Genomic DNA, 18,635 nt, shown 5'->3' with positions numbered 1-18,635 from the left:
GTGTTGGAGCAGATCGAAAAGCAGCTGCACAAGCTGGTGGATGTCCTGCGCGTCAGTGAACTGGGGCAAGGTGCGCACGTTGAGCGTGAGATCATGCTGGTGAAGCTACAGGCCACAGGCTATGGTCGTGAAGAGGTGAAACGCTGCGCCGATATTTTCCGCGGCCAGATTGTGGATGTCACGGCCTCGCTTTATACCGTACAGCTTGCTGGCACTAGCGATAAACTGGATGCGTTCCTCAGTGCCGTGCGTGAAGTGTCCGAAATTGTTGAAGTAGCGCGTTCTGGAATCGTCGGCGTATCGCGCGGCGATAAAATCATGCGTTAATCGACTTTTCGCTGCTTTTTCTTTTAAGAGGCCCGATATAATTGTATCGGGCCTTTTCATTGCCCTTATCTTATATATACGCAATATATTCAGCGTAAAAGACGTCCATTATTGATGTGGCAGCTTGAAATATGTGGGTAACGTGATAAAAGCAGTTGCCGTGCAAAAGCTTCTGCTGTTAGATCTACGCCATATCCATGATGATTTTATGGTCATCATATTATTTTATTTAGCCGGCCTACTTATTTTCCGGCCTACTAAGGGGTTACCGTGAAACTGGATGAAATCGCGCGTCTTGCGGGTGTTTCACGCACGACAGCCAGCTATGTCATTAACGGGAAAGCTAAACAATATCGCGTAAGCGATAAGACCGTTGAGAAAGTCATGGCTGTCGTCAGGGAGCACAATTATCATCCCAACGCCGTCGCGGCTGGATTACGTGCTGGACGCACACGTTCAATTGGTTTGGTTATTCCCGATCTGGAAAACACCAGCTATACGCGCATCGCTAATTATCTGGAACGTCAGGCCAGACAGCGCGGGTATCAGTTATTAATTGCGTGCTCCGAAGATCAGCCGGATAACGAGATGCGCTGTATTGAGCATCTGTTACAGCGTCAAGTTGATGCGATTATCGTTTCTACCGCGTTGCCACCTGAGCATCCGTTTTATCAGCGTTGGATAAACGGCGGCCTGCCGATTATTGCGTTAGACAGGGCGTTAGATCGTGAGCACTTTACCAGCGTGGTTGGTGCCGACCTTGAAGATGCTGAAATGCTGGCACAGGAATTAAGGAAAGTGCCTGCGAAATCGGTACTCTATCTTGGCGCTTTGCCTGAACTTTCGGTCAGCTTCCTGCGTGAGCAGGGGTTCCGTCAGGCGTGGGCAGGCGATCCGCGTGAAGTGAATTATCTTTATTCCAATAGCTATGAGCGTGTGGCCTCTGCTGCCGCGTTTATGGATTATTTGCAAAATAATCCTATGCCGGAGGCGTTATTCACCACCTCATTCCCGTTATTACAGGGCGTGATGGACGTTAACCTGAAGATTAACGGGCGTCTGCCGAATAATCTGGCTATCGCGACCTTTGGGGATAATGAACTGTTGGATTATCTGGAGTGCCCAGTATTGTCTGTCGCTCAGCGCCATCGTGAAGTTGCGGAGCGCGTACTGGAGTTGGTGCTGGCTAGTTTGGATGAACCGAAAAGGCCGAAGCCTGGCTTGAATCGTATCCGGCGTAATCTGTATCGCCGTGGCTCACTGAGCCGTATGTAACCTCTATCTGCATTTTTGCGCCATAGATTGCTATGGCGTCTCTTCTTTATCCGATCTCAATTCATTTTATGGCAATGCGACTCGGAATAGCCGACGGCAATATTCCAGAAAATAACCATACGTTACGCCCATCACCATTGATATCACCAGGTTGCTAGTGACCGCGGTCAGAATTTGTGCCGGATTTGCCCCGATAGCCCAGAGAATCGCCGCATAAACAGGGGATTGAAAACTGACATACGCAAACAGATCGGCAACGCTGCGTATCAGGAAATGGTCACCACCGTGGCGTTTGGCCATATTCAATACGCGATCGCGATAAATCCCGTATGGCCAGGCAATCGCAATATTGACGGGGATAGATAGCAGGCGCGAAGACAGTGATTGCTCAAAGCTCATCCCGGAAAGCATGATTTCAATCGCCATGCCGATGATGAAACAGTAGACAACGAGTGCAAAGGTATCAGCGGTGGCGCTTCGCAATCGTGACGTAGGGGAAAACATACCTAGGTGCTCCATTATTAGGGCGGATAAACTGGTTAGGTTGGTTTGTGTGGTTTTTTGTCATGCCTTATCTTATTTGCGTAGTTTACATCACTGAATGATTGGCTTAATACTAGGTAAAAATATTTATTTTTGAGTGTTTTTTATACTTTCCCGCTACTTTATTTCTATCCGACAAATTTCTCGTTTTTTTATCGCGGCAATGAATTTAAAATTTTTAAAAACAATGACTTGTATTTTTTAGGGCGAGCGGCGTTTCTGCGAGGATTTAATTGTGTTTAAGCATTAAAGGAAGTGAGGAAATGACCGATAAAACAGGGCTGCTTCTGATATCCCTTTTTGAGGTTTCTCTGGAAAGGTGGGATGTACAATTTATTCGGCATGTTTCCTGAATCTGCTTTTCTTTTCAGAAAGCCGGATTCGTCGGTGAGAGTACTTAACGCAAAGTAAATTGGCTGGTTAAGATAAAATTAACGATGTTGATGTTAAAAATGTGACATTGAGCAAATGTTAACAGCTACGGTATGATTCTGCGTGCTCACTCAGGCCTTGGTATTCAAGGTGTTCGGCCGAATGAGACTATTCTGAAAGCTCTCATCTTTAGTATCAGCTTGTGACAATAAAAATAATCGAGATACCGGAGTTGGTCGCTATATGTTTGCAATGATCCCGTTTCGCTATAAATTTCTCTTAAATTATCATGACGTTAATCTTTGTTAATTCTGACTCCTTATTCCTTTTACCTCTATATCTGCCCCAATTCATTCAGGAATAATCCCAAAGCGCGTCCGCTCTGGCTTGACAAGGTTTTCATACCCTCCGTACACTCTTAAAGGTGGGATTTTGTGGGGTAAAGTGGTGAAAAAGGTTATGGAGGGGTAACTCAGGTATGTTTCGTGGGGCTACGCTGGTTAACCTCGACAGTAAAGGGCGCCTTGCCGTGCCTACCCGATACCGGGAAATGCTGAACGGGGAATCGCAAGGTCAAATGGTTTGCACCATTGACCTGCATCAGCCATGCCTACTGCTTTATCCCCTACCTGAATGGGAAATTATTGAACAAAAGCTGTCTCGTTTGTCGAGCATGAACCCCGCTGAACGTCGCGTTCAGCGTTTGTTGTTGGGGCATGCCAGCGAGTGCCAAATGGATAGTGCAGGACGTTTGTTGATTGCGAATACGCTAAGGCAGCATGCGGACCTTAAAAAAGAAGTGATGCTAGTCGGACAGTTCAACAAGTTTGAACTGTGGGATGAACAGACTTGGTATCAACAGGTCAAGGATGATATTGACGCTGAACAATCGACTCAGGAACCCTTATCTGGGCGGTTGCAGGACCTATCGCTATAGTCATGCTGGAAAATTATAAACATACCACCGTCCTGTTGGATGAGGCAGTAAATGGCCTGAACATTCGCAGCGGCGGCATATACATCGACGGCACATTTGGCCGCGGTGGTCACTCTCGTCTGATTCTTTCCCAACTGGGGCCGGAAGGGCGTCTGTTAGCTATCGATCGCGATCCTCAAGCCATTGAAGCCGCCAAGGCGATTGACGATTCACGTTTCTCTATTATTCACGGGCCGTTTTCCGCCATGGCGGATTATGTCGCGGAACTCGGGCTTACTGGGCAAATCGATGGCGTTCTGCTCGATCTTGGCGTTTCCTCCCCGCAGCTTGATGACCCTGAGCGTGGGTTCTCATTTATGCGTGATGGCCCGCTGGATATGCGTATGGATCCGACACGGGGTTCGTCCGCTGCTGAATGGTTGATGAAAGCGGAAGCTGACGACATTGTCTGGGTCTTGAAAACGTTCGGTGAAGAGCGCTTTGCCAAGCGAATTGCCCGCGCGATTGTAGAACGTAATCGTACTGAGCCGATGACGCGGACAAAAGAGCTGGCCTCGTTGATCGCTGCCGCCAGTCCGATTCGGGAAAAACATAAGCATCCGGCAACGCGCAGTTTTCAGGCAATTCGCATTTATATCAATAGCGAATTAGAAGAGATCGAGCGTGCGTTAGAAGGCGCACTGAGCGTACTGGCTCCGCAGGGGCGCCTGTCGGTGATCAGTTTCCACTCGTTAGAAGATCGGATTGTAAAACGGTTTATTCGGCATCAAAGCCGTGGGCCACAGGTGCCAGCTGGCTTGCCGTTAACGGAAGAGCAGTTGCGCAGCCAGGGCGGGCAGACGTTAAAACCTGTTGGAAAGAAACTGATGCCTTCGGAAGAGGAAGTGGCAGAAAACCCACGCGCGCGCAGTTCCGTGCTGCGGTTCGCTGAGAGATTGCCTGCATGATAGGTAACGAGCGGCATACTCTGGTTGGCGTCATCGGTGAGGATTTGCTGCGTAATGCAAAGCTCCCGGTGTTGCTGATGGTTGCTGTGCTGGTTTCTGCGGTCTTTGTGGTAACGACGGCGCACCGCACGCGTTTGCTGACAGCAGAACGCGAACAGCTTCTGCTGGAGCGTGATGCGTTGGATATTGAATGGCGAAATCTGATCCTAGAGGAAAACTCGTTAGGGGATCACAGCCGCGTAGAGCGGATCGCGACGGAAAAACTGCAAATGGGGCATGTTGATCCGTCACAGGAAAATATTGTGGTTAAGCAATGAACTAAATAGGCAACCAGCTAAGCATGAAAGCAGCCCGTACAGGAAAGTTAAAGCGCCAAGAAGATCAAGCCAGCTTTGTTAGCTGGCGTTTTGCGTTACTTTGCGGCTGTATCCTGCTTGCGATGGCTGGCTTAATGGCTCGCGCGGCTTATCTTCAGGTCATCAACCCAGACAAACTGGTGCGCGAAGGGGATATGCGTTCTCTGCGTGTGCAGGAAGTGCCAACGGCGCGCGGCATGATAAGCGATCGCGCCGGACGACCTTTGGCCGTCAGCGTGCCGGTGAATGCCGTCTGGGCCGATCCGAAAGAAGTCAACGAACGTGGTGGCATTACGCTAGATACACGCTGGAAAGCACTTTCCGATGCGCTTGATATCCCGTTAGATCAGCTGTCAACCAAGATCAATGCTAACCCTAAAGGGCGCTTTGTTTATCTGGCGCGTCAGGTGAACCCGGCTATTGGCGAATACATCCATAAGCTGAAATTGCCGGGCATTAATTTGCGGCAGGAGTCTCGCCGATATTATCCTTCTGGACAAGTGACCTCTCACCTTATCGGTTTCACCAACATTGATGGGCAAGGCATTGAAGGCGTAGAGAAAAGCTTTGATCGCTGGCTGACTGGGCAACCCGGCGAACGAACCGTGCGTAAAGACCGGTTTGGCCGCGTGATTGAAGATATCTCTTCCGTTGACAGCCAGGCTGCACACAATCTGGCGCTCAGTATTGATGAGCGTTTGCAGGCGCTGGTTTACCGCGAACTCAATAACGCTGTTGCCTTTAACAAAGCTGAGTCAGGAACGGCCGTACTGGTTGATGTTAACACTGGCGAAGTGCTGGCAATGGCGAATAGCCCGTCTTATAACCCGAACAATCTGTCGGGTACGCCGCAAGACATTATGCGTAACCGCGCAATTACCGACATTTTCGAGCCCGGCTCTACCGTTAAACCGATGGTGGTGATGACGGCGCTGCAGCGCGGAGTGGTGAAAGAAAACAGTGTACTTAGCACCCTACCGTATTACGTCAATGGTCATGAGATCAAAGATGTGGCGCGTTACAGCGAATTGACGCTGACGGGTGTGCTTCAGAAATCGAGTAACGTTGGCGTGTCTAAGCTGGCGTTAGCGATGCCTTCCTCTGCGCTTGTAGATACTTACGCGCGCTTTGGATTAGGAAAAGCGACCAATTTGGGGCTGGTCGGAGAAAGCAGTGGCTTATACCCTCAAAAACAACGGTGGTCTGACATAGAGAGGGCCACCTTCTCTTTCGGCTACGGGCTGATGGTAACACCGTTACAGTTAGCGCGAGTCTACGCCACGATCGGCAGTTTCGGTATTTACCGTCCGCTGTCGATTACTCGAGTTGATCCACCTGTTCCTGGCGAGCGTGTCTTCCCTGAAGCGCTTGTGCGTTCCGTGGTGCACATGATGGAAAGCGTTGCGTTACCCGGCGGCGGCGGTACTAAAGCGGCCATCAAAGGTTACCGGATCGCGATTAAAACCGGTACAGCCAAGAAAGTTGGACCGGATGGCAAGTACATCAACAAATACATTGCCTACACGGCGGGTGTGGCTCCAGCCAGCAACCCGCGTTTTGCTCTGGTTGTCGTGATCAACGATCCGCAGGCAGGGAAGTATTACGGCGGCGCGGTTTCTGCGCCAATCTTTGGCGCCATCATGGGCGGCGTTCTGCGTACGATGAATATCGAACCGGATGCGTTGCCGACGGGCGACAAAAACGAGTTTGTAATTAATAGAGAAGAGGGATCAGGTGGCAGATCGTAATTTGCGCGATTTACTTGCGCCGTGGGTGCAAGACACTCCGGCGCGCGCGCTGCGGGAAATGACATTAGACAGCCGCGTTGCGGCTGCCGGGGATCTGTTTGTCGCGATTGTCGGGCACAAAGCAGATGGACGGCGCTATATTCCGCAGGCAATTGCGCAAGGCGTAGCAGCGATTGTTGCCGAAGCAGAAGGTGAGGCTGCTGATGGCACTGTTCGCGAAATGCACGGTGTGCCAGTGGTGTATCTCAGTAATCTGAACCAGCGACTTTCCGCGTTGGCGGGCCGTTTTTATCAGCAGCCTGCGGAAAAGTTACAGCTGATTGGGGTAACGGGCACCAACGGGAAAACGACAACGACTCAGCTTCTTGCGCAGTGGAGCCAAGCATTAGGCGAAACGAGTGCAGTGATGGGCACTGTCGGTAATGGCCTATTGGGTCGTGCGATTCCGACAGAGAATACGACAGGTTCCGCTGTCGATATTCAGCAGGTGTTAAGCCAACTGGTAGAACAAGGCGCGACATTTGCCGCAATGGAAGTGTCTTCCCACGGTCTGGTACAAAACCGCGTGGCTGCGTTGCCATTTGCCGCGGCGGTGTTCACCAATCTGAGCCGCGACCATCTTGATTACCACGGCGATATGGAAAGCTATGAAGCGGCCAAATGGGCGCTGTTTGCCGAGTATCGCGTGGGGCAGATGATTATCAACGCTGATGATGAGGTCGGGCTGCGTTGGTTGGCGAAGCTCCCGGACGCAGTTGCTGTGACGATGGAAAACAATTTGGTCCCCGGCTGCCGTGGGCGCTGGCTGAAAGCGACACAGATTGATTATCACGACAACGGCGCCACGATTGCATTTGATTCAAGCTGGGGAAATGGCGAAATTGAAAGCCGCCTGATGGGCGCGTTTAACGTCAGTAACATGCTGCTGGCGCTGTCAACGCTGCTGTCTCTTGGCTATCCGCTCGATAAATTGGTCATCGCCGGATCTCAACTGCAACCCGTATGTGGCCGTATGGAAGTTTTCCATGCTGAAGGAAAGCCAACGGTCGTTGTTGATTATGCTCACACGCCTGATGCACTGGAAAAAGCGCTTGAAGCCGCACGTTTGCACTGTCTGGGGAAACTCTGGTGCGTGTTTGGCTGCGGCGGCGATCGTGATAAAGGTAAGCGCCCACTTATGGGCGGCATCGCAGAACAACTGGCCGATCGCGTTGTGGTGACGGATGATAACCCACGTAGTGAAGAGCCTCAGGCCATCGTTGCCGATATTCTCTCCGGATTGCTGGATGCTGGACGAGTTCAGGTGATTCACGGGCGTGCTGAAGCGGTCACCAGTGCCATCATGCAGGCTCAGGAAAATGACGTGGTGCTGGTGGCGGGCAAAGGACACGAAGATTATCAACTCGTTGGTAATCAACGTTTTGATTATTCCGATCGCATCACCGTTGCCCGTCTGCTGGGGGTGATTGCATGATTCGCGTTTCCTTGCAGCAGCTTGCCACGGTGCTGAATGCGCAGTTGATTGGCGAAAACATTGATATTGAAGATGTTTCAACCGATACGCGCAAGCTGTCGTCTGGTTGCTTATTTGTCGCGCTAAAAGGCGAAAAATTTGATGCACACGATTACGCTGCTGATGCGGTGAAAGGCGGTGCGGCGGCTCTTTTAGTCAGTAAGCGCTTACCTACTGATGTGCCTCAATTGCTGGTGAACGATACGCGTTTGGCGCTGGGCCAATTAGCGGCCTGGGTACGCCAGCAGTCAACGGCGCGTGTTGTTGCCTTGACAGGCTCATCCGGTAAAACCTCGGTTAAAGAGATGGTGGCGGCGATTCTGCGTCAGTGCGGTTCCGTGCTGTATACCGCGGGTAACTTCAATAACGACATCGGTGTGCCGTTAACGCTGCTGCGTTTGACCGCGGAACACCAGTTTGCGGTGATTGAGCTGGGGGCGAATCACATTGGTGAGATTGCCTATACCACCGATCTGGTGCGGCCGGAAAGTGCGCTGGTCAACAATCTGGCTGCCGCGCATCTGGAAGGTTTTGGTTCACTGGCTGGTGTGGCGCAGGCGAAAGGTGAGATTTTTTCTGGTTTGCCAGTAGACGGCGTAGCGATCGTGAATGCAGACAGTAACGATTTCCCGCACTGGCAGGTCATGTTGAATCATAAAACGGTCTGGCGTTTCTCGCCGCAGGCTGCTGGCGACATTGATTTCTTTGCCAGCGATGTAGCCGTTTTAGCGCAAGGTACGCGTTTCACGCTACACACGCCATTTGGCGAAATTCAGGTTCTGCTGCCTTTGCCTGGTCGTCATAACATCTCGAATGCACTGGCAGCGACTGCGCTGGCAATGTCCGTCGGAGCAACGCTGGAAGCTATTAAATCTGGATTATCCCAGCTTCAGGCGGTGCCGGGACGGCTGTTTCCGATTGCTTTGTCTGAAGGCAAGCTGCTGTTGGATGATAGCTACAACGCCAACGTGGGCTCGATGACGGCCGCGGCACAGGTATTGGCAGAGATGCCGGGTTACCGCGTGATGGTTGTCGGCGATATGGGCGAGCTGGGGGATGATGCTCCTGAGTGTCATCGTCAAGTGGGCGAGGCGGCGCGTGTTGCGGGCATCGATCGCGTATTGAGTGTGGGAACTTTGAGTGAATTGATCGGCATTGCCAGCGGCAATGGTGAGCATTTTCAGGATAAAGCTGCACTGGTTTCACGTTTGAAGGTGCTGATGTCAGAACATAACGTCATCAGCGTATTGGTTAAAGGCTCACGCAGTGCTGCGATGGAGCAGGTTGTACATGCATTACAGGAGAATGCTCAATGTTAGTATGGCTGGCCGAACATTTGGCCAAACTTTATACCGGTTTTAACGTCTTTTCTTATTTGACGTTCCGCGCCATTGTCAGCCTGCTGACCGCATTGGTTATTTCCTTATGGATGGGGCCACATATGATCGCCTGGCTGCAACGTTTGCAGATTGGGCAAGTAGTGCGTAACGAAGGGCCAGAATCACATTTCAGCAAGCGTGGAACCCCTACGATGGGGGGCGTGATGATTCTGGTGGCCATTATCGTTTCTGTTTTGATGTGGGCGAATCTGTCTAACCCGTATGTCTGGTGCGTACTTCTCGTGCTAGCAGGCTATGGCGCGGTCGGTTTTGTTGATGACTACCGCAAAGTGGTCCGCAAGGATACCAAGGGGTTGATTGCCCGCTGGAAATATTTCTGGCAGTCAGTGATTGCGTTAGTGGTGGCTTTCACTATGTATTCCATCGGTAAAGATACGCCAGCCACGCAGCTGGTTGTACCGTTTTTCAAAGATGTGATGCCGCAATTGGGTCTGCTCTATGTTGCGCTAGCCTACTTTGTGATCGTCGGCACCAGTAATGCCGTAAACCTGACCGATGGTTTGGATGGATTGGCAATCATGCCGACCGTGTTTGTTGCTGCTGGTTTTGCGCTGGTGGCATGGGCAACAGGGAACATGAATTTTGCCGGCTATCTACATATCCCGTATATCCGTCATGCCAGTGAGTTGGTGATCGTCTGTACTGCAATTGTTGGCTCGGGGCTTGGATTCCTGTGGTTTAACACCTATCCGGCGCAGGTGTTCATGGGTGACGTTGGTTCTCTGGCGCTGGGCGGCGCGCTGGGGACGATTGCGGTCCTGCTGCGTCAGGAGTTTTTGTTAGTGATTATGGGCGGTGTGTTCGTGGTCGAAACGCTGTCGGTGATTCTGCAGGTTGGGTCCTTTAAGTTGCGCGGGCAGCGGATTTTCCGCATGGCGCCAATTCATCATCATTATGAACTTAAGGGCTGGCCGGAACCGCGCGTGATTGTGCGCTTCTGGATTATTTCGTTGATGCTGGTGCTGATTGGCCTGGCAACGCTGAAGGTACGATAAGACATGGTGGACTATCAGGGTAAAAAAGTCGTCATTATCGGGTTGGGTCTGACCGGGCTTTCCTGTGTTGATTTCTTTCTCGCACGTGGTGTCGTACCGCGCGTGGTGGATACCCGTATCAGTCCGCCGGGTCTGGATAAACTGCCGGAGCAGGTAGAACGACATCTCGGTAGCCTGAATGAAGACTGGCTGATGAACGCCGATTTGATCGTCGCCAGCCCCGGTGTTGCGTTGGCGACGCCGATTCTGTGTGATGCCGCCGACGCTGGCATTGAAATTGTTGGTGATATCGAACTGTTCTGCCGTGAAGCTCAGGCACCGATTGTGGCGATTACCGGATCTAACGGTAAAAGCACGGTGACGACGCTGGTCGGTGAAATGGCGCTTGCCGCAGGCTGGCAGGTTGGCGTTGGTGGCAATATTGGCCTACCCGCGCTGCAACTGCTGGAACAGCCTGCTCAGCTGTATGTACTGGAGTTGTCGAGTTTCCAACTGGAAACGACGACTAGCCTGCACGCTGCTGCGGCAACCATTCTGAACGTGACGGAAGATCACACTAACCGTTACCCGTTTGGTTTACAGCAATATCGGGCGGCGAAATTGCGTATTTATGAACACGCAGATTTGTGTGTTGTGAATGCTGACGATGCGCTGACGATGCCGATTCGTGGTGCGGATGCACGCTGCCGCAGTTTTGGTGTTGATGTTGGCGATTATCACCTTAACCGCCAGCAGGGAGAAACCTGGCTGCGAGTGGACGGTGAACGGGTGCTCAACACCCGTGAAATCAAGCTTGTCGGGCAGCACAATTATACGAACGCATTGGCGGCGCTGGCGCTGGCGGATGCGGTGAAGATTCCGCGCACGTCTGCGCTGACGGCGTTGACGTCATTTACCGGGTTGCCGCACCGTTTTCAAATGGCCTTTGAGCGTAATGGCGTGCGGTGGATCAATGATTCCAAAGCGACCAATGTGGGCAGCACCGAGGCCGCATTGAGCGGCTTGGCGGTAGAAGGTACTTTGCATCTGCTGTTAGGCGGTGACGGAAAATCAGCCGACTTCTCGCCGCTGGTGCCGTATTTACAGGGTGAGGGCATTCGCTTGTATTGCTTTGGTCGTGACGGGCAACAGTTGGCTGCGTTGCGTCCAGAAATTGCCGAGCAGACAGAAACGATGGAACAAGCGATGCGCGTTATCGCCGAACGCATAAAGCCCGGCGATATGGTGCTGCTGTCGCCAGCCTGCGCCAGCCTGGATCAGTTTCGCAGTTTTGAACAGCGAGGCGATGAATTTGCTCGTCTGGCGGAGGAGCTAGGCTAATGCGGTTCTTCGGAATGGCGTTTATCGAACGCATCAAGAGCTGGGTTATGGGGACGCGCGAAAGCGATACGCTCAGCATCGTTCTGTACGATAGAACGCTGGTGTGGCTGACGCTTGGTCTGGCTGTGATTGGTTTTGTAATGGTGACGTCGGCTTCCATGCCTGTTGGGCAGCGTCTTGCCAGTGATCCGTTTTTGTTTGCGAAGCGCGATGCGATTTATTTGGGTTTGGCATTTGGCTTGTCGTTAATCACGCTACGTATCCCAATGGAGATATGGCAGCGCTACAGCCCAGTGTTGCTATTGCTTGCCATGGTCATGTTGCTGGTTGTACTTGCAGTGGGAAGCTCAGTCAACGGTGCATCCCGCTGGATTTCGCTGGGGCCATTGCGCATCCAGCCTGCGGAACTGTCAAAGCTGGCGCTGTTTTGCTACCTGTCTAGTTACATGGTGCGCAAGGTTGAAGAAGTTCGAAATAACTTCTGGGGCTTTTGCAAACCAATGGGCGTGATGGTGGTGTTGGCGGTGCTGTTACTGGCCCAGCCTGACCTCGGTACGGTGGTTGTGCTGTTTATTACCACCTTGGCGATGTTGTTTCTGGCCGGAGCCAAGATGTGGCAGTTTCTGGCGATCATTGGTTCCGGCGGGTTTGCTGTTGGCCTGTTGATTGTGGCTGAACCTTACCGTATGCGGCGTGTGACGTCTTTCTGGAACCCGTGGGAAGATCCGTTCGGCGACGGTTACCAGTTAACACAATCTCTGATGGCGTTTGGGCGTGGTGAATTCTGGGGGCAAGGCCTAGGGAATTCAGTACAGAAACTGGAATATTTGCCGGAGGCGCATACCGATTTCATTTTCTCTATTTTAGGTGAGGAACTGGGGTATATCGGTGTGGTTTTGGCGTTGTTAATGATATTCTTCGTCGCTTTTCGCGCGATGTCTATCGGAAAGCGGGCGCTGGAGATCGATCAGCGCTTTTCGGGCTTTCTAGCGTGTTCGATCGGCGTTTGGTTCAGCTTTCAAACGCTGGTAAACGTTGGTGCGGCAGCGGGAATGCTGCCGACGAAAGGGCTAACGCTACCGCTGATCAGTTACGGTGGTTCCAGTTTGCTGATTATGTCGACGGCGATTGTTTTGCTGTTACGCATTGATTTTGAAACGCGTCTGACGAAAGCGCAGGCGTTTACGAGAGGTGCCCGATGAGTGGCGAAGGCAAGCGTTTGATGGTGATGGCTGGTGGCACGGGCGGGCATGTCTTCCCCGGGTTGGCGGTTGCGCATCACCTGATGGCGCAGGGCTGGCAGGTTCGCTGGTTAGGTACGGCGGATCGTATGGAAGCCGATTTGGTGCCTAAGCACGGTATCGAAATTGATTTTATCCGCATTTCTGGCTTGCGCGGTAAAGGCATTCGGGCGCAGTTAAGTGCCCCGATCCGTATTTTTCAGGCAGTGCGTCAGGCGCGGGCGATTATGCGCCGTTACCAGCCTGATGTGGTGCTGGGTATGGGCGGTTACGTTTCCGGCCCCGGCGGTCTGGCTGCTTGGCTGTGTGGCATTCCAGTCGTACTGCATGAGCAGAATGGTATTGCAGGGCTGACCAATCGCTGGTTATCCCATATCGCTAAAAAGGTATTGCAGGCGTTTCCGGGCGCGTTTCCTAAAGCGGATGTCGTGGGTAATCCGGTAAGAACCGATGTGTTGGCGCTGCCTGCGCCGGAAACACGATTAGCCGATCGCTCAGGCCCTGTGAGGGTGCTGGTTGTTGGTGGTAGTCAGGGCGCAAGAGTACTGAACCAAACGCTACCCAGTGTGGCAGCACAGTTGGGCGATCGTGTGACGATTTGGCATCAGGTTGGTAAAGGGGCGTTATCAACCGTTCAGCAGGCTTATCAGGATGTTGGGCAGACGCAGCATAAGATTACCGAGTTTATTGATGATATGGCCGCAGCCTACGCGTGGGCGGACGTTGTGGTATGTCGTTCTGGTGCTCTGACCGTCAGTGAAATTGCGGCGGCTGGTTTGCCAGCGCTGTTTGTGCCGTTTCAGCATAAAGATCGGCAGCAGTACTGGAATGCGCTGCCGTTGGAAAAGGCTGGCGCAGCAAAAATTATTGAGCAGCCACAGTTCAGTGTGGCGGCTGTCAGTGACGTGTTGTCCGGTTGGGATCGCACGACATTGCTGACAATGGCGCAAAAAGCCCGCGCAGTGGCGATTCCAGATGCAACCGAGCGGGTTGCGGCGGAAGTCAGTGCAGCGGCAGGCAGTCGGGCCACACATGTGGCTCATGGTTAATTAATACAACGTTGTCGGGCAGAAGGCTGTGCGACGACGCTACAAGGTAACGATAGAATAAAGTGAATACTCAACAACTGGCGAAACTACGTTCAATCGTGCCCGAGATGCATCGCGTCCGGCACATACACTTTGTCGGCATCGGCGGTGCTGGCATGGGTGGTATCGCCGAAGTGTTGGCCAACGAAGGTTATGAAATTAGCGGTTCCGATCTGGCACCGAATGCGGTGACGCAACAGTTGACCGAACTTGGCGCGCAGATTTATTTCCACCACCGTGCAGAGAATGTTCTGAACGCCAGTGTGGTTGTCGTGTCGAGTGCGATTACTGCGGATAACCCAGAGATTGTCGCCGCGCATGACGCGCGTATTCCGGTGATCCGTCGTGCCGAGATGTTGGCGGAACTGATGCGTTTCCGTCACGGTATTGCGATCGCGGGTACGCACGGTAAGACGACCACAACGGCGATGGTCACCAGTATTTACGCGGAAGCGGGATTGGATCCTACGTTTGTGAACGGTGGGTTGGTTAAAGCGGCAGGAACGCATGCGCGTTTGGGATCAAGCCGTTACCTGATTGCAGAAGCAGATGAAAGCGATGCATCTTTCCTGCATTTGCAGCCGATGGTGGCGATTGTGACCAACATTGAAGCCGATCATATGGACACTTATCAGGGCGATTTTGAGAACCTGAAGCAGACGTTCATCAATTTTCTGCACAATTTGCCGTTTTATGGTCAGGCAGTGATGTGTATTGACGATGCTGTTATTCGCGAACTGTTGCCGCGCGTTGGCCGTCATATCACCACGTATGGTTTTAGCGATGATGCTGATGTCCGCGTTGCTGGATATCGCCAGACTGGCGCGCAAGGGCACTTTACGCTGGAGCGGAAAGACAAACCGCTGCTGAACGTCACGCTGAATGCGCCGGGGCGTCATAATGCGCTCAACGCGGCGGCGGCGGTTGCTGTAGCGACTGATGAAGGAATTGATGACGAGGCGATTCTGCGTGCGCTCGAGCGTTTTCAGGGCACCGGACGTCGCTTTGATTTCCTCGGTGAGTACCCGCTTGAACTGGTTAATGGGCAAAGCGGTACGGCGATGTTGGTGGATGATTACGGCCACCACCCGACGGAAGTCGACGCCACGATTAAAGCTGCCCGTGCTGGGTGGCCGGATAAGCGGCTGGTCATGATTTTTCAGCCGCATCGCTATACGCGAACCCGCGACTTGTATGACGATTTCGCGCATGTGTTATCACAGGTTGACGTGTTGCTGATGTTGGATGTGTATTCCGCGGGAGAAGCGCCGATTCCAGGCGCAGACAGCCGTTCGCTGTGCCGTACGATTCGCGGAAGAGGTAAGATTGATCCGATTCTGGTGACGGATGTGGATACTTTACCGGAACTGTTGTCACAGGCGCTACGAGGTGAAGACCTGATCTTGGTTCAGGGAGCCGGCAACATCGGTAAATTGGCGCGTAAACTGGCTGATTCCAGATTACAGCCGCAGATAAGCGAATGAGGAACATCATGACTGAGAAAGTTGCTGTATTGCTTGGTGGAACCTCTGCCGAACGTGAAGTGTCGTTGCTTTCCGGTCAGGCGGTTTTGGCTGGCCTGAAAGAAGCTGGCATCAACGCGCATGCGGTTGATACGCGTGACTTCCCTGTGACGACGTTGAAGGAAGAAGGTTTTACTAACGTTTTCATCGCCTTGCATGGTCGTGGTGGCGAGGATGGTACATTACAGGGGGTCCTGGAGTTCCTGGGGCTGCCTTATACCGGTAGCGGCGTCATGGCATCTGCACTGACGATGGATAAACGCCGGACCAAACAGGTATGGCAAGCGGTGGGGTTGCCCGTGTCGCCGTATGTGGCGCTGGATCGTCGCCAGTATTCAGAAACGGCGGCGAGTGCATTATTGGCGCAGTTCACCCACCTCGGGTTGCCACTGATCGTCAAGCCAAGCCGTGAAGGTTCCAGCGTTGGAATGAGCAAAGTGAACGCGCTCAGTGAGCTACCAGCTGCCCTCGAAGAAGCATTTCGTCACGATGACGATGTTCTGGTCGAAAAATGGCTGAGCGGCCCAGAGTACACGGTTGCGATCCTGGGTGACGAAGTATTGCCTTCTATTCGTATTCAGCCTGCGGGTACGTTTTACGATTATGAAGCGAAGTATTTATCAGATGATACGCAGTATTTCTGTCCGAGCGGTTTGTCGGATGAGCAAGAGCAGGCGTTAGCAGTACTGGCTATGGCGGCTTATCGTGCGGTGGATTGCAGTGGGTGGGGACGCGTCGATTTCATGCTGGATAGCGACGGCGCTTTTTATCTGCTTGAGGTGAATACCTCTCCGGGTATGACGAGCCACAGTCTGGTTCCTATGGCCGCGCGTCAACGCGGGCTGACTTTCTCGCAACTGGTCGTGAAAATTCTGGAGCTCGCTGGCTGATATGTCGCAGGCAGCGCTGAATACACGCGGACGAGAGCCAGAACCGACGAAAGGAACACGTCGCAGTAATGGAGGCCAATTAGCAGGAGTAATTTTCCTGCTGATGGTGATAGGGACGATCGTCTGGGGTAGCTGGATGGTGGTCGGGTGGATGAAAGACGCCAGCCGCTTGCCGCTCTCCCGCATGGCAGTAACAGGGGAAAGGCAGTACACCACCAACGACGATATCCGTCAGGCAATTTTGTCGTTGGGCTCGCCGGGAACGTTCATGACACAGGATGTGAACGTGATCCAGCAGCAGATCGAGCGTCTGTCGTGGATAAAACAGGCTAGCGTGCGTAAGCAGTGGCCGGACGAATTAAAGATTCATCTGGTTGAATATGTTCCGGTTGCGCGTTGGAATGATCAGCTAATGGTTGATGCGGAAGGAAATTCGTTCAGTGTACCCGCTGAACGTATCGGCAACCGCAAGATGCCGTTGCTGTATGGCCCGGAAGGCAGTGAAGCCGAAGTGCTGGAAGGTTATCGCACAATGAGTCAGACGCTGGCTGCTGGGAAGTTTACGTTAAAAATGGTTGCGATGAGTGCACGACATTCGTGGCAGCTAGGATTAGATGATGATACTCGCCTTGAATTGGGGCGGGACGATAGGGCCAAACGTCTGCAACGCTTTATCGAGCTATATCCGTTGTTGCAGCGGCAGGCTCAGAGCGAAAACAAACGTCTCAGCCATGTGGATTTGCGGTACGACAGCGGAGCCGCGATAGGCTGGGCTCCAGCCTTGCTTGATCAACAAAATGTTGATCGGCAACGAGTTGGTCAGCAATAAGACATTGATCAGCAACAGAACAGTAACCAGAAACAGGCACAGGCTAAACAACAATGATCAAGTCGACGGACAGAAAACTGGTAGTTGGGCTGGAAATCGGTACAGCAAAAGTGGCTGCGCTGGTAGGGGAAGTTCTGCCCGATGGCATGGTCAATATTATTGGCGTAGGCAGTTGCCCGTCACGCGGTATGGATAAAGGCGGCGTAAACGATCTGGAGTCGGTCGTTAAATGTGTTCAGCGCGCTATTGATCAGGCTGAGTTGATGGCAGACTGCCAGATCTCCTCCGTGTATCTGGCGCTGTCGGGAAAACATATCAGTTGCCAGAATGAAATAGGGATGGTGCCTATTTCAGAAGAAGAGGTCACGCAGGATGACGTGGAAAGCGTGGTGCATACCGCTAAGTCTGTGCGTGTGCGCGATGAACACCGTGTTCTCCATGTGATTCCACAGGAATATGCGATCGATTATCAGGAAGGGATTAAAAACCCAGTTGGCTTATCCGGCGTGCGTATGCAGGCGAAAGTCCACCTGATAACCTGCCATAACGATATGGCGAAGAATATTGTTAAAGCCGTTGAACGCTGTGGTTTAAAGGTCGACCAGCTGATTTTTGCGGGATTGGCTTCCAGCTATGCGGTGCTGACAGAAGACGAACGTGAGCTGGGCGTGTGCGTTGTTGATATCGGTGGCGGTACAATGGATATCGCGGTCTATACCGGCGGTGCATTGCGACACACTAAAGTGATTCCGTATGCAGGCAATGTGGTTACCAGCGATATTGCCTATGCGTTCGGTACGCCGCCGACGGATGCCGAAGCGATCAAGGTACGCCACGGTTGTGCATTAGGTGCGATCGTCGGCAAAGATGAGAATGTGGAGGTCCCAAGCGTTGGGGGACGTCCACCCCGCAGTCTGCAAAGACAGACATTAGCGGAAGTGATTGAACCACGTTACACCGAGCTGTTGAATCTGGTGAACGATGAACTTTTACAGTTGCAGGAGCAGTTGCGTCAACAAGGCGTGAAACACCATCTGGCGGCAGGGATTGTGCTGACGGGCGGTGCCGCGCAAATAGACGGTCTGGCGGCCTGTGCGCAGCGTGTGTTCCACACACAGGTGCGTATTGGACAACCAATGAACATAACAGGGCTGACGGATTATGCCCAAGAGCCTTATTACTCAACAGCGGTTGGGTTGCTCCATTACGGAAAAGAATCTCACCTAGGTGGTGAGCATGAAGTCGAAAAACGTGCCTCAGTGAGCAACTGGTTCAAGAGAATCAACAGCTGGTTGAGGAAAGAATTTTAATTTTATCAAAGAGATCACCTG

At 52.5% G+C, this 18,635-nt stretch carries 17 protein-coding genes; 16 read left to right on the top strand and 1 reads right to left on the bottom strand.

Going from position 1 to position 18,635, the window contains the following annotated elements:
• Together ilvN and cra are read left to right on the top strand one after the other, a co-directional pair.
• Window positions 1–327 (top strand): acetolactate synthase small subunit (ilvN, locus tag A0G03_RS15290; protein ID WP_101749520.1); only part of this gene is annotated, 327 nt, incomplete at its 5' end.
• A gap of 270 nt (window positions 328–597) precedes the next feature.
• A complete protein-coding gene (gene cra, locus A0G03_RS15285) occupies window positions 598–1,602 on the top strand; it encodes a catabolite repressor/activator (RefSeq protein WP_039305730.1) in 1,005 nt (334 codons plus the stop codon).
• 66 nt (window positions 1,603–1,668) lie between these two features.
• Here the strand turns inward: cra and A0G03_RS15280 are convergent, their stop codons facing one another.
• Window positions 1,669–2,106, bottom strand: a complete 438-nt coding sequence (locus A0G03_RS15280) for an L-alanine exporter AlaE (protein WP_048262359.1) — start codon at window positions 2,104–2,106, stop codon at window positions 1,669–1,671.
• Window positions 2,107–2,995: 889 nt separating this feature from the next.
• On the opposite strand from A0G03_RS15280, the gene mraZ reads away from it, so the two are divergent.
• The 14 genes from mraZ (at window position 2,996) to ftsA (ending at window position 18,614) form a co-directional block, all read left to right on the top strand.
• Window positions 2,996–3,454, top strand: coding sequence for a division/cell wall cluster transcriptional repressor MraZ (mraZ, locus tag A0G03_RS15275; protein ID WP_048262358.1), 459 nt, complete (start codon window positions 2,996–2,998; stop codon window positions 3,452–3,454).
• A 2-nt stretch (window positions 3,455–3,456) separates the two neighbouring features.
• On the top strand, window positions 3,457–4,401 hold the full coding sequence (gene rsmH / locus A0G03_RS15270) for a 16S rRNA (cytosine(1402)-N(4))-methyltransferase RsmH (RefSeq protein WP_048262355.1): 945 nt from the start codon (window positions 3,457–3,459) through the stop codon (window positions 4,399–4,401).
• A complete protein-coding gene (gene ftsL / locus A0G03_RS15265) occupies window positions 4,398–4,718 on the top strand; it encodes a cell division protein FtsL (protein ID WP_039305741.1) in 321 nt (106 codons plus the stop codon). The genes rsmH and ftsL overlap by 4 nt, the downstream gene beginning before the upstream one ends.
• A 23-nt stretch (window positions 4,719–4,741) precedes the next feature.
• Complete coding sequence (locus A0G03_RS15260; RefSeq protein WP_048262353.1) at window positions 4,742–6,505, top strand: peptidoglycan glycosyltransferase FtsI; 1,764 nt, start codon at window positions 4,742–4,744, stop codon at window positions 6,503–6,505.
• Window positions 6,492–7,979, top strand: a complete 1,488-nt coding sequence (gene murE, locus A0G03_RS15255) for a UDP-N-acetylmuramoyl-L-alanyl-D-glutamate--2,6-diaminopimelate ligase (RefSeq protein ID WP_048262351.1) — start codon at window positions 6,492–6,494, stop codon at window positions 7,977–7,979. Before A0G03_RS15260 ends, murE begins: the two co-directional genes overlap by 14 nt.
• Entirely contained in the window at window positions 7,976–9,337 is a 1,362-nt protein-coding gene (murF, locus tag A0G03_RS15250) for a UDP-N-acetylmuramoyl-tripeptide--D-alanyl-D-alanine ligase (protein ID WP_048262350.1), read from the top strand. Before murE ends, murF begins: the two co-directional genes overlap by 4 nt.
• Window positions 9,331–10,413, top strand: a complete 1,083-nt coding sequence (mraY, locus tag A0G03_RS15245; protein ID WP_048262348.1) for a phospho-N-acetylmuramoyl-pentapeptide-transferase — start codon at window positions 9,331–9,333, stop codon at window positions 10,411–10,413. The genes murF and mraY overlap by 7 nt, the downstream gene beginning before the upstream one ends.
• Window positions 10,414–10,416: 3 nt before the next feature.
• Entirely contained in the window at window positions 10,417–11,733 is a 1,317-nt protein-coding gene (murD, locus tag A0G03_RS15240) for a UDP-N-acetylmuramoyl-L-alanine--D-glutamate ligase (RefSeq protein ID WP_048262346.1), read from the top strand.
• Window positions 11,733–12,935 carry a cell division protein FtsW gene (ftsW, locus tag A0G03_RS15235; protein ID WP_048262344.1) on the top strand — a complete coding sequence of 401 codons (1,203 nt, stop codon included), beginning with the start codon at window positions 11,733–11,735 and terminating at the stop codon, window positions 12,933–12,935. Before murD ends, ftsW begins: the two co-directional genes overlap by 1 nt.
• Window positions 12,932–14,023 (top strand): undecaprenyldiphospho-muramoylpentapeptide beta-N-acetylglucosaminyltransferase, encoded by a 1,092-nt coding sequence (gene murG / locus A0G03_RS15230; RefSeq protein ID WP_048262343.1) that lies wholly within the window; start codon window positions 12,932–12,934, stop codon window positions 14,021–14,023. The genes ftsW and murG overlap by 4 nt, the downstream gene beginning before the upstream one ends.
• Window positions 14,024–14,085: 62 nt before the next feature.
• Window positions 14,086–15,546: a UDP-N-acetylmuramate--L-alanine ligase gene (murC, locus tag A0G03_RS15225; RefSeq protein ID WP_048262341.1), complete on the top strand. Its 1,461-nt coding sequence runs from the start codon at window positions 14,086–14,088 to the stop codon at window positions 15,544–15,546.
• A gap of 8 nt (window positions 15,547–15,554) precedes the next feature.
• Entirely contained in the window at window positions 15,555–16,475 is a 921-nt protein-coding gene (locus A0G03_RS15220) for a D-alanine--D-alanine ligase (RefSeq protein WP_048262338.1), read from the top strand.
• Window position 16,476: 1 nt separating this feature from the next.
• A complete protein-coding gene (gene ftsQ / locus A0G03_RS15215) occupies window positions 16,477–17,304 on the top strand; it encodes a cell division protein FtsQ (RefSeq protein WP_048262337.1) in 828 nt (275 codons plus the stop codon).
• Between the two features lie 53 nt (window positions 17,305–17,357).
• On the top strand, window positions 17,358–18,614 hold the full coding sequence (gene ftsA, locus A0G03_RS15210) for a cell division protein FtsA (protein ID WP_010298002.1): 1,257 nt from the start codon (window positions 17,358–17,360) through the stop codon (window positions 18,612–18,614).
• Window positions 18,615–18,635 lie beyond the last annotated feature (21 nt).

The organism is Pectobacterium peruviense, assembly GCF_002847345.1.
Taxonomy (GTDB): domain Bacteria; phylum Pseudomonadota; class Gammaproteobacteria; order Enterobacterales; family Enterobacteriaceae; genus Pectobacterium; species Pectobacterium peruviense.
This window is presented reverse-complemented; position numbering and strand designations above follow the sequence as displayed.

Bases quoted from the DNA above. Each gene is read 5' to 3' on its own strand.
- ftsA (WP_010298002.1), top strand. From the start codon at position 17,358: ATGATCAAGTCGACGGACAGAAAACTGGTAGTTGGGCTGGAAATCGGT.
- ftsQ (WP_048262337.1), top strand. From the start codon at position 16,477: ATGTCGCAGGCAGCGCTGAATACACGCGGACGAGAGCCAGAACCGACG.
- mraZ (WP_048262358.1), top strand. From the start codon at position 2,996: ATGTTTCGTGGGGCTACGCTGGTTAACCTCGACAGTAAAGGGCGCCTT.
- rsmH (WP_048262355.1), top strand. From the start codon at position 3,457: ATGCTGGAAAATTATAAACATACCACCGTCCTGTTGGATGAGGCAGTA.
- mraY (WP_048262348.1), top strand. From the start codon at position 9,331: ATGTTAGTATGGCTGGCCGAACATTTGGCCAAACTTTATACCGGTTTT.
- murD (WP_048262346.1), top strand. From the start codon at position 10,417: ATGGTGGACTATCAGGGTAAAAAAGTCGTCATTATCGGGTTGGGTCTG.
- A0G03_RS15260 (WP_048262353.1), top strand. From the start codon at position 4,742: ATGAAAGCAGCCCGTACAGGAAAGTTAAAGCGCCAAGAAGATCAAGCC.
- A0G03_RS15220 (WP_048262338.1), top strand. From the start codon at position 15,555: ATGACTGAGAAAGTTGCTGTATTGCTTGGTGGAACCTCTGCCGAACGT.
- ftsL (WP_039305741.1), top strand. From the start codon at position 4,398: ATGATAGGTAACGAGCGGCATACTCTGGTTGGCGTCATCGGTGAGGAT.
- murG (WP_048262343.1), top strand. From the start codon at position 12,932: ATGAGTGGCGAAGGCAAGCGTTTGATGGTGATGGCTGGTGGCACGGGC.
- A0G03_RS15280 (WP_048262359.1), bottom strand. From the start codon at position 2,106: ATGTTTTCCCCTACGTCACGATTGCGAAGCGCCACCGCTGATACCTTT.
- murF (WP_048262350.1), top strand. From the start codon at position 7,976: ATGATTCGCGTTTCCTTGCAGCAGCTTGCCACGGTGCTGAATGCGCAG.
- ftsW (WP_048262344.1), top strand. From the start codon at position 11,733: ATGCGGTTCTTCGGAATGGCGTTTATCGAACGCATCAAGAGCTGGGTT.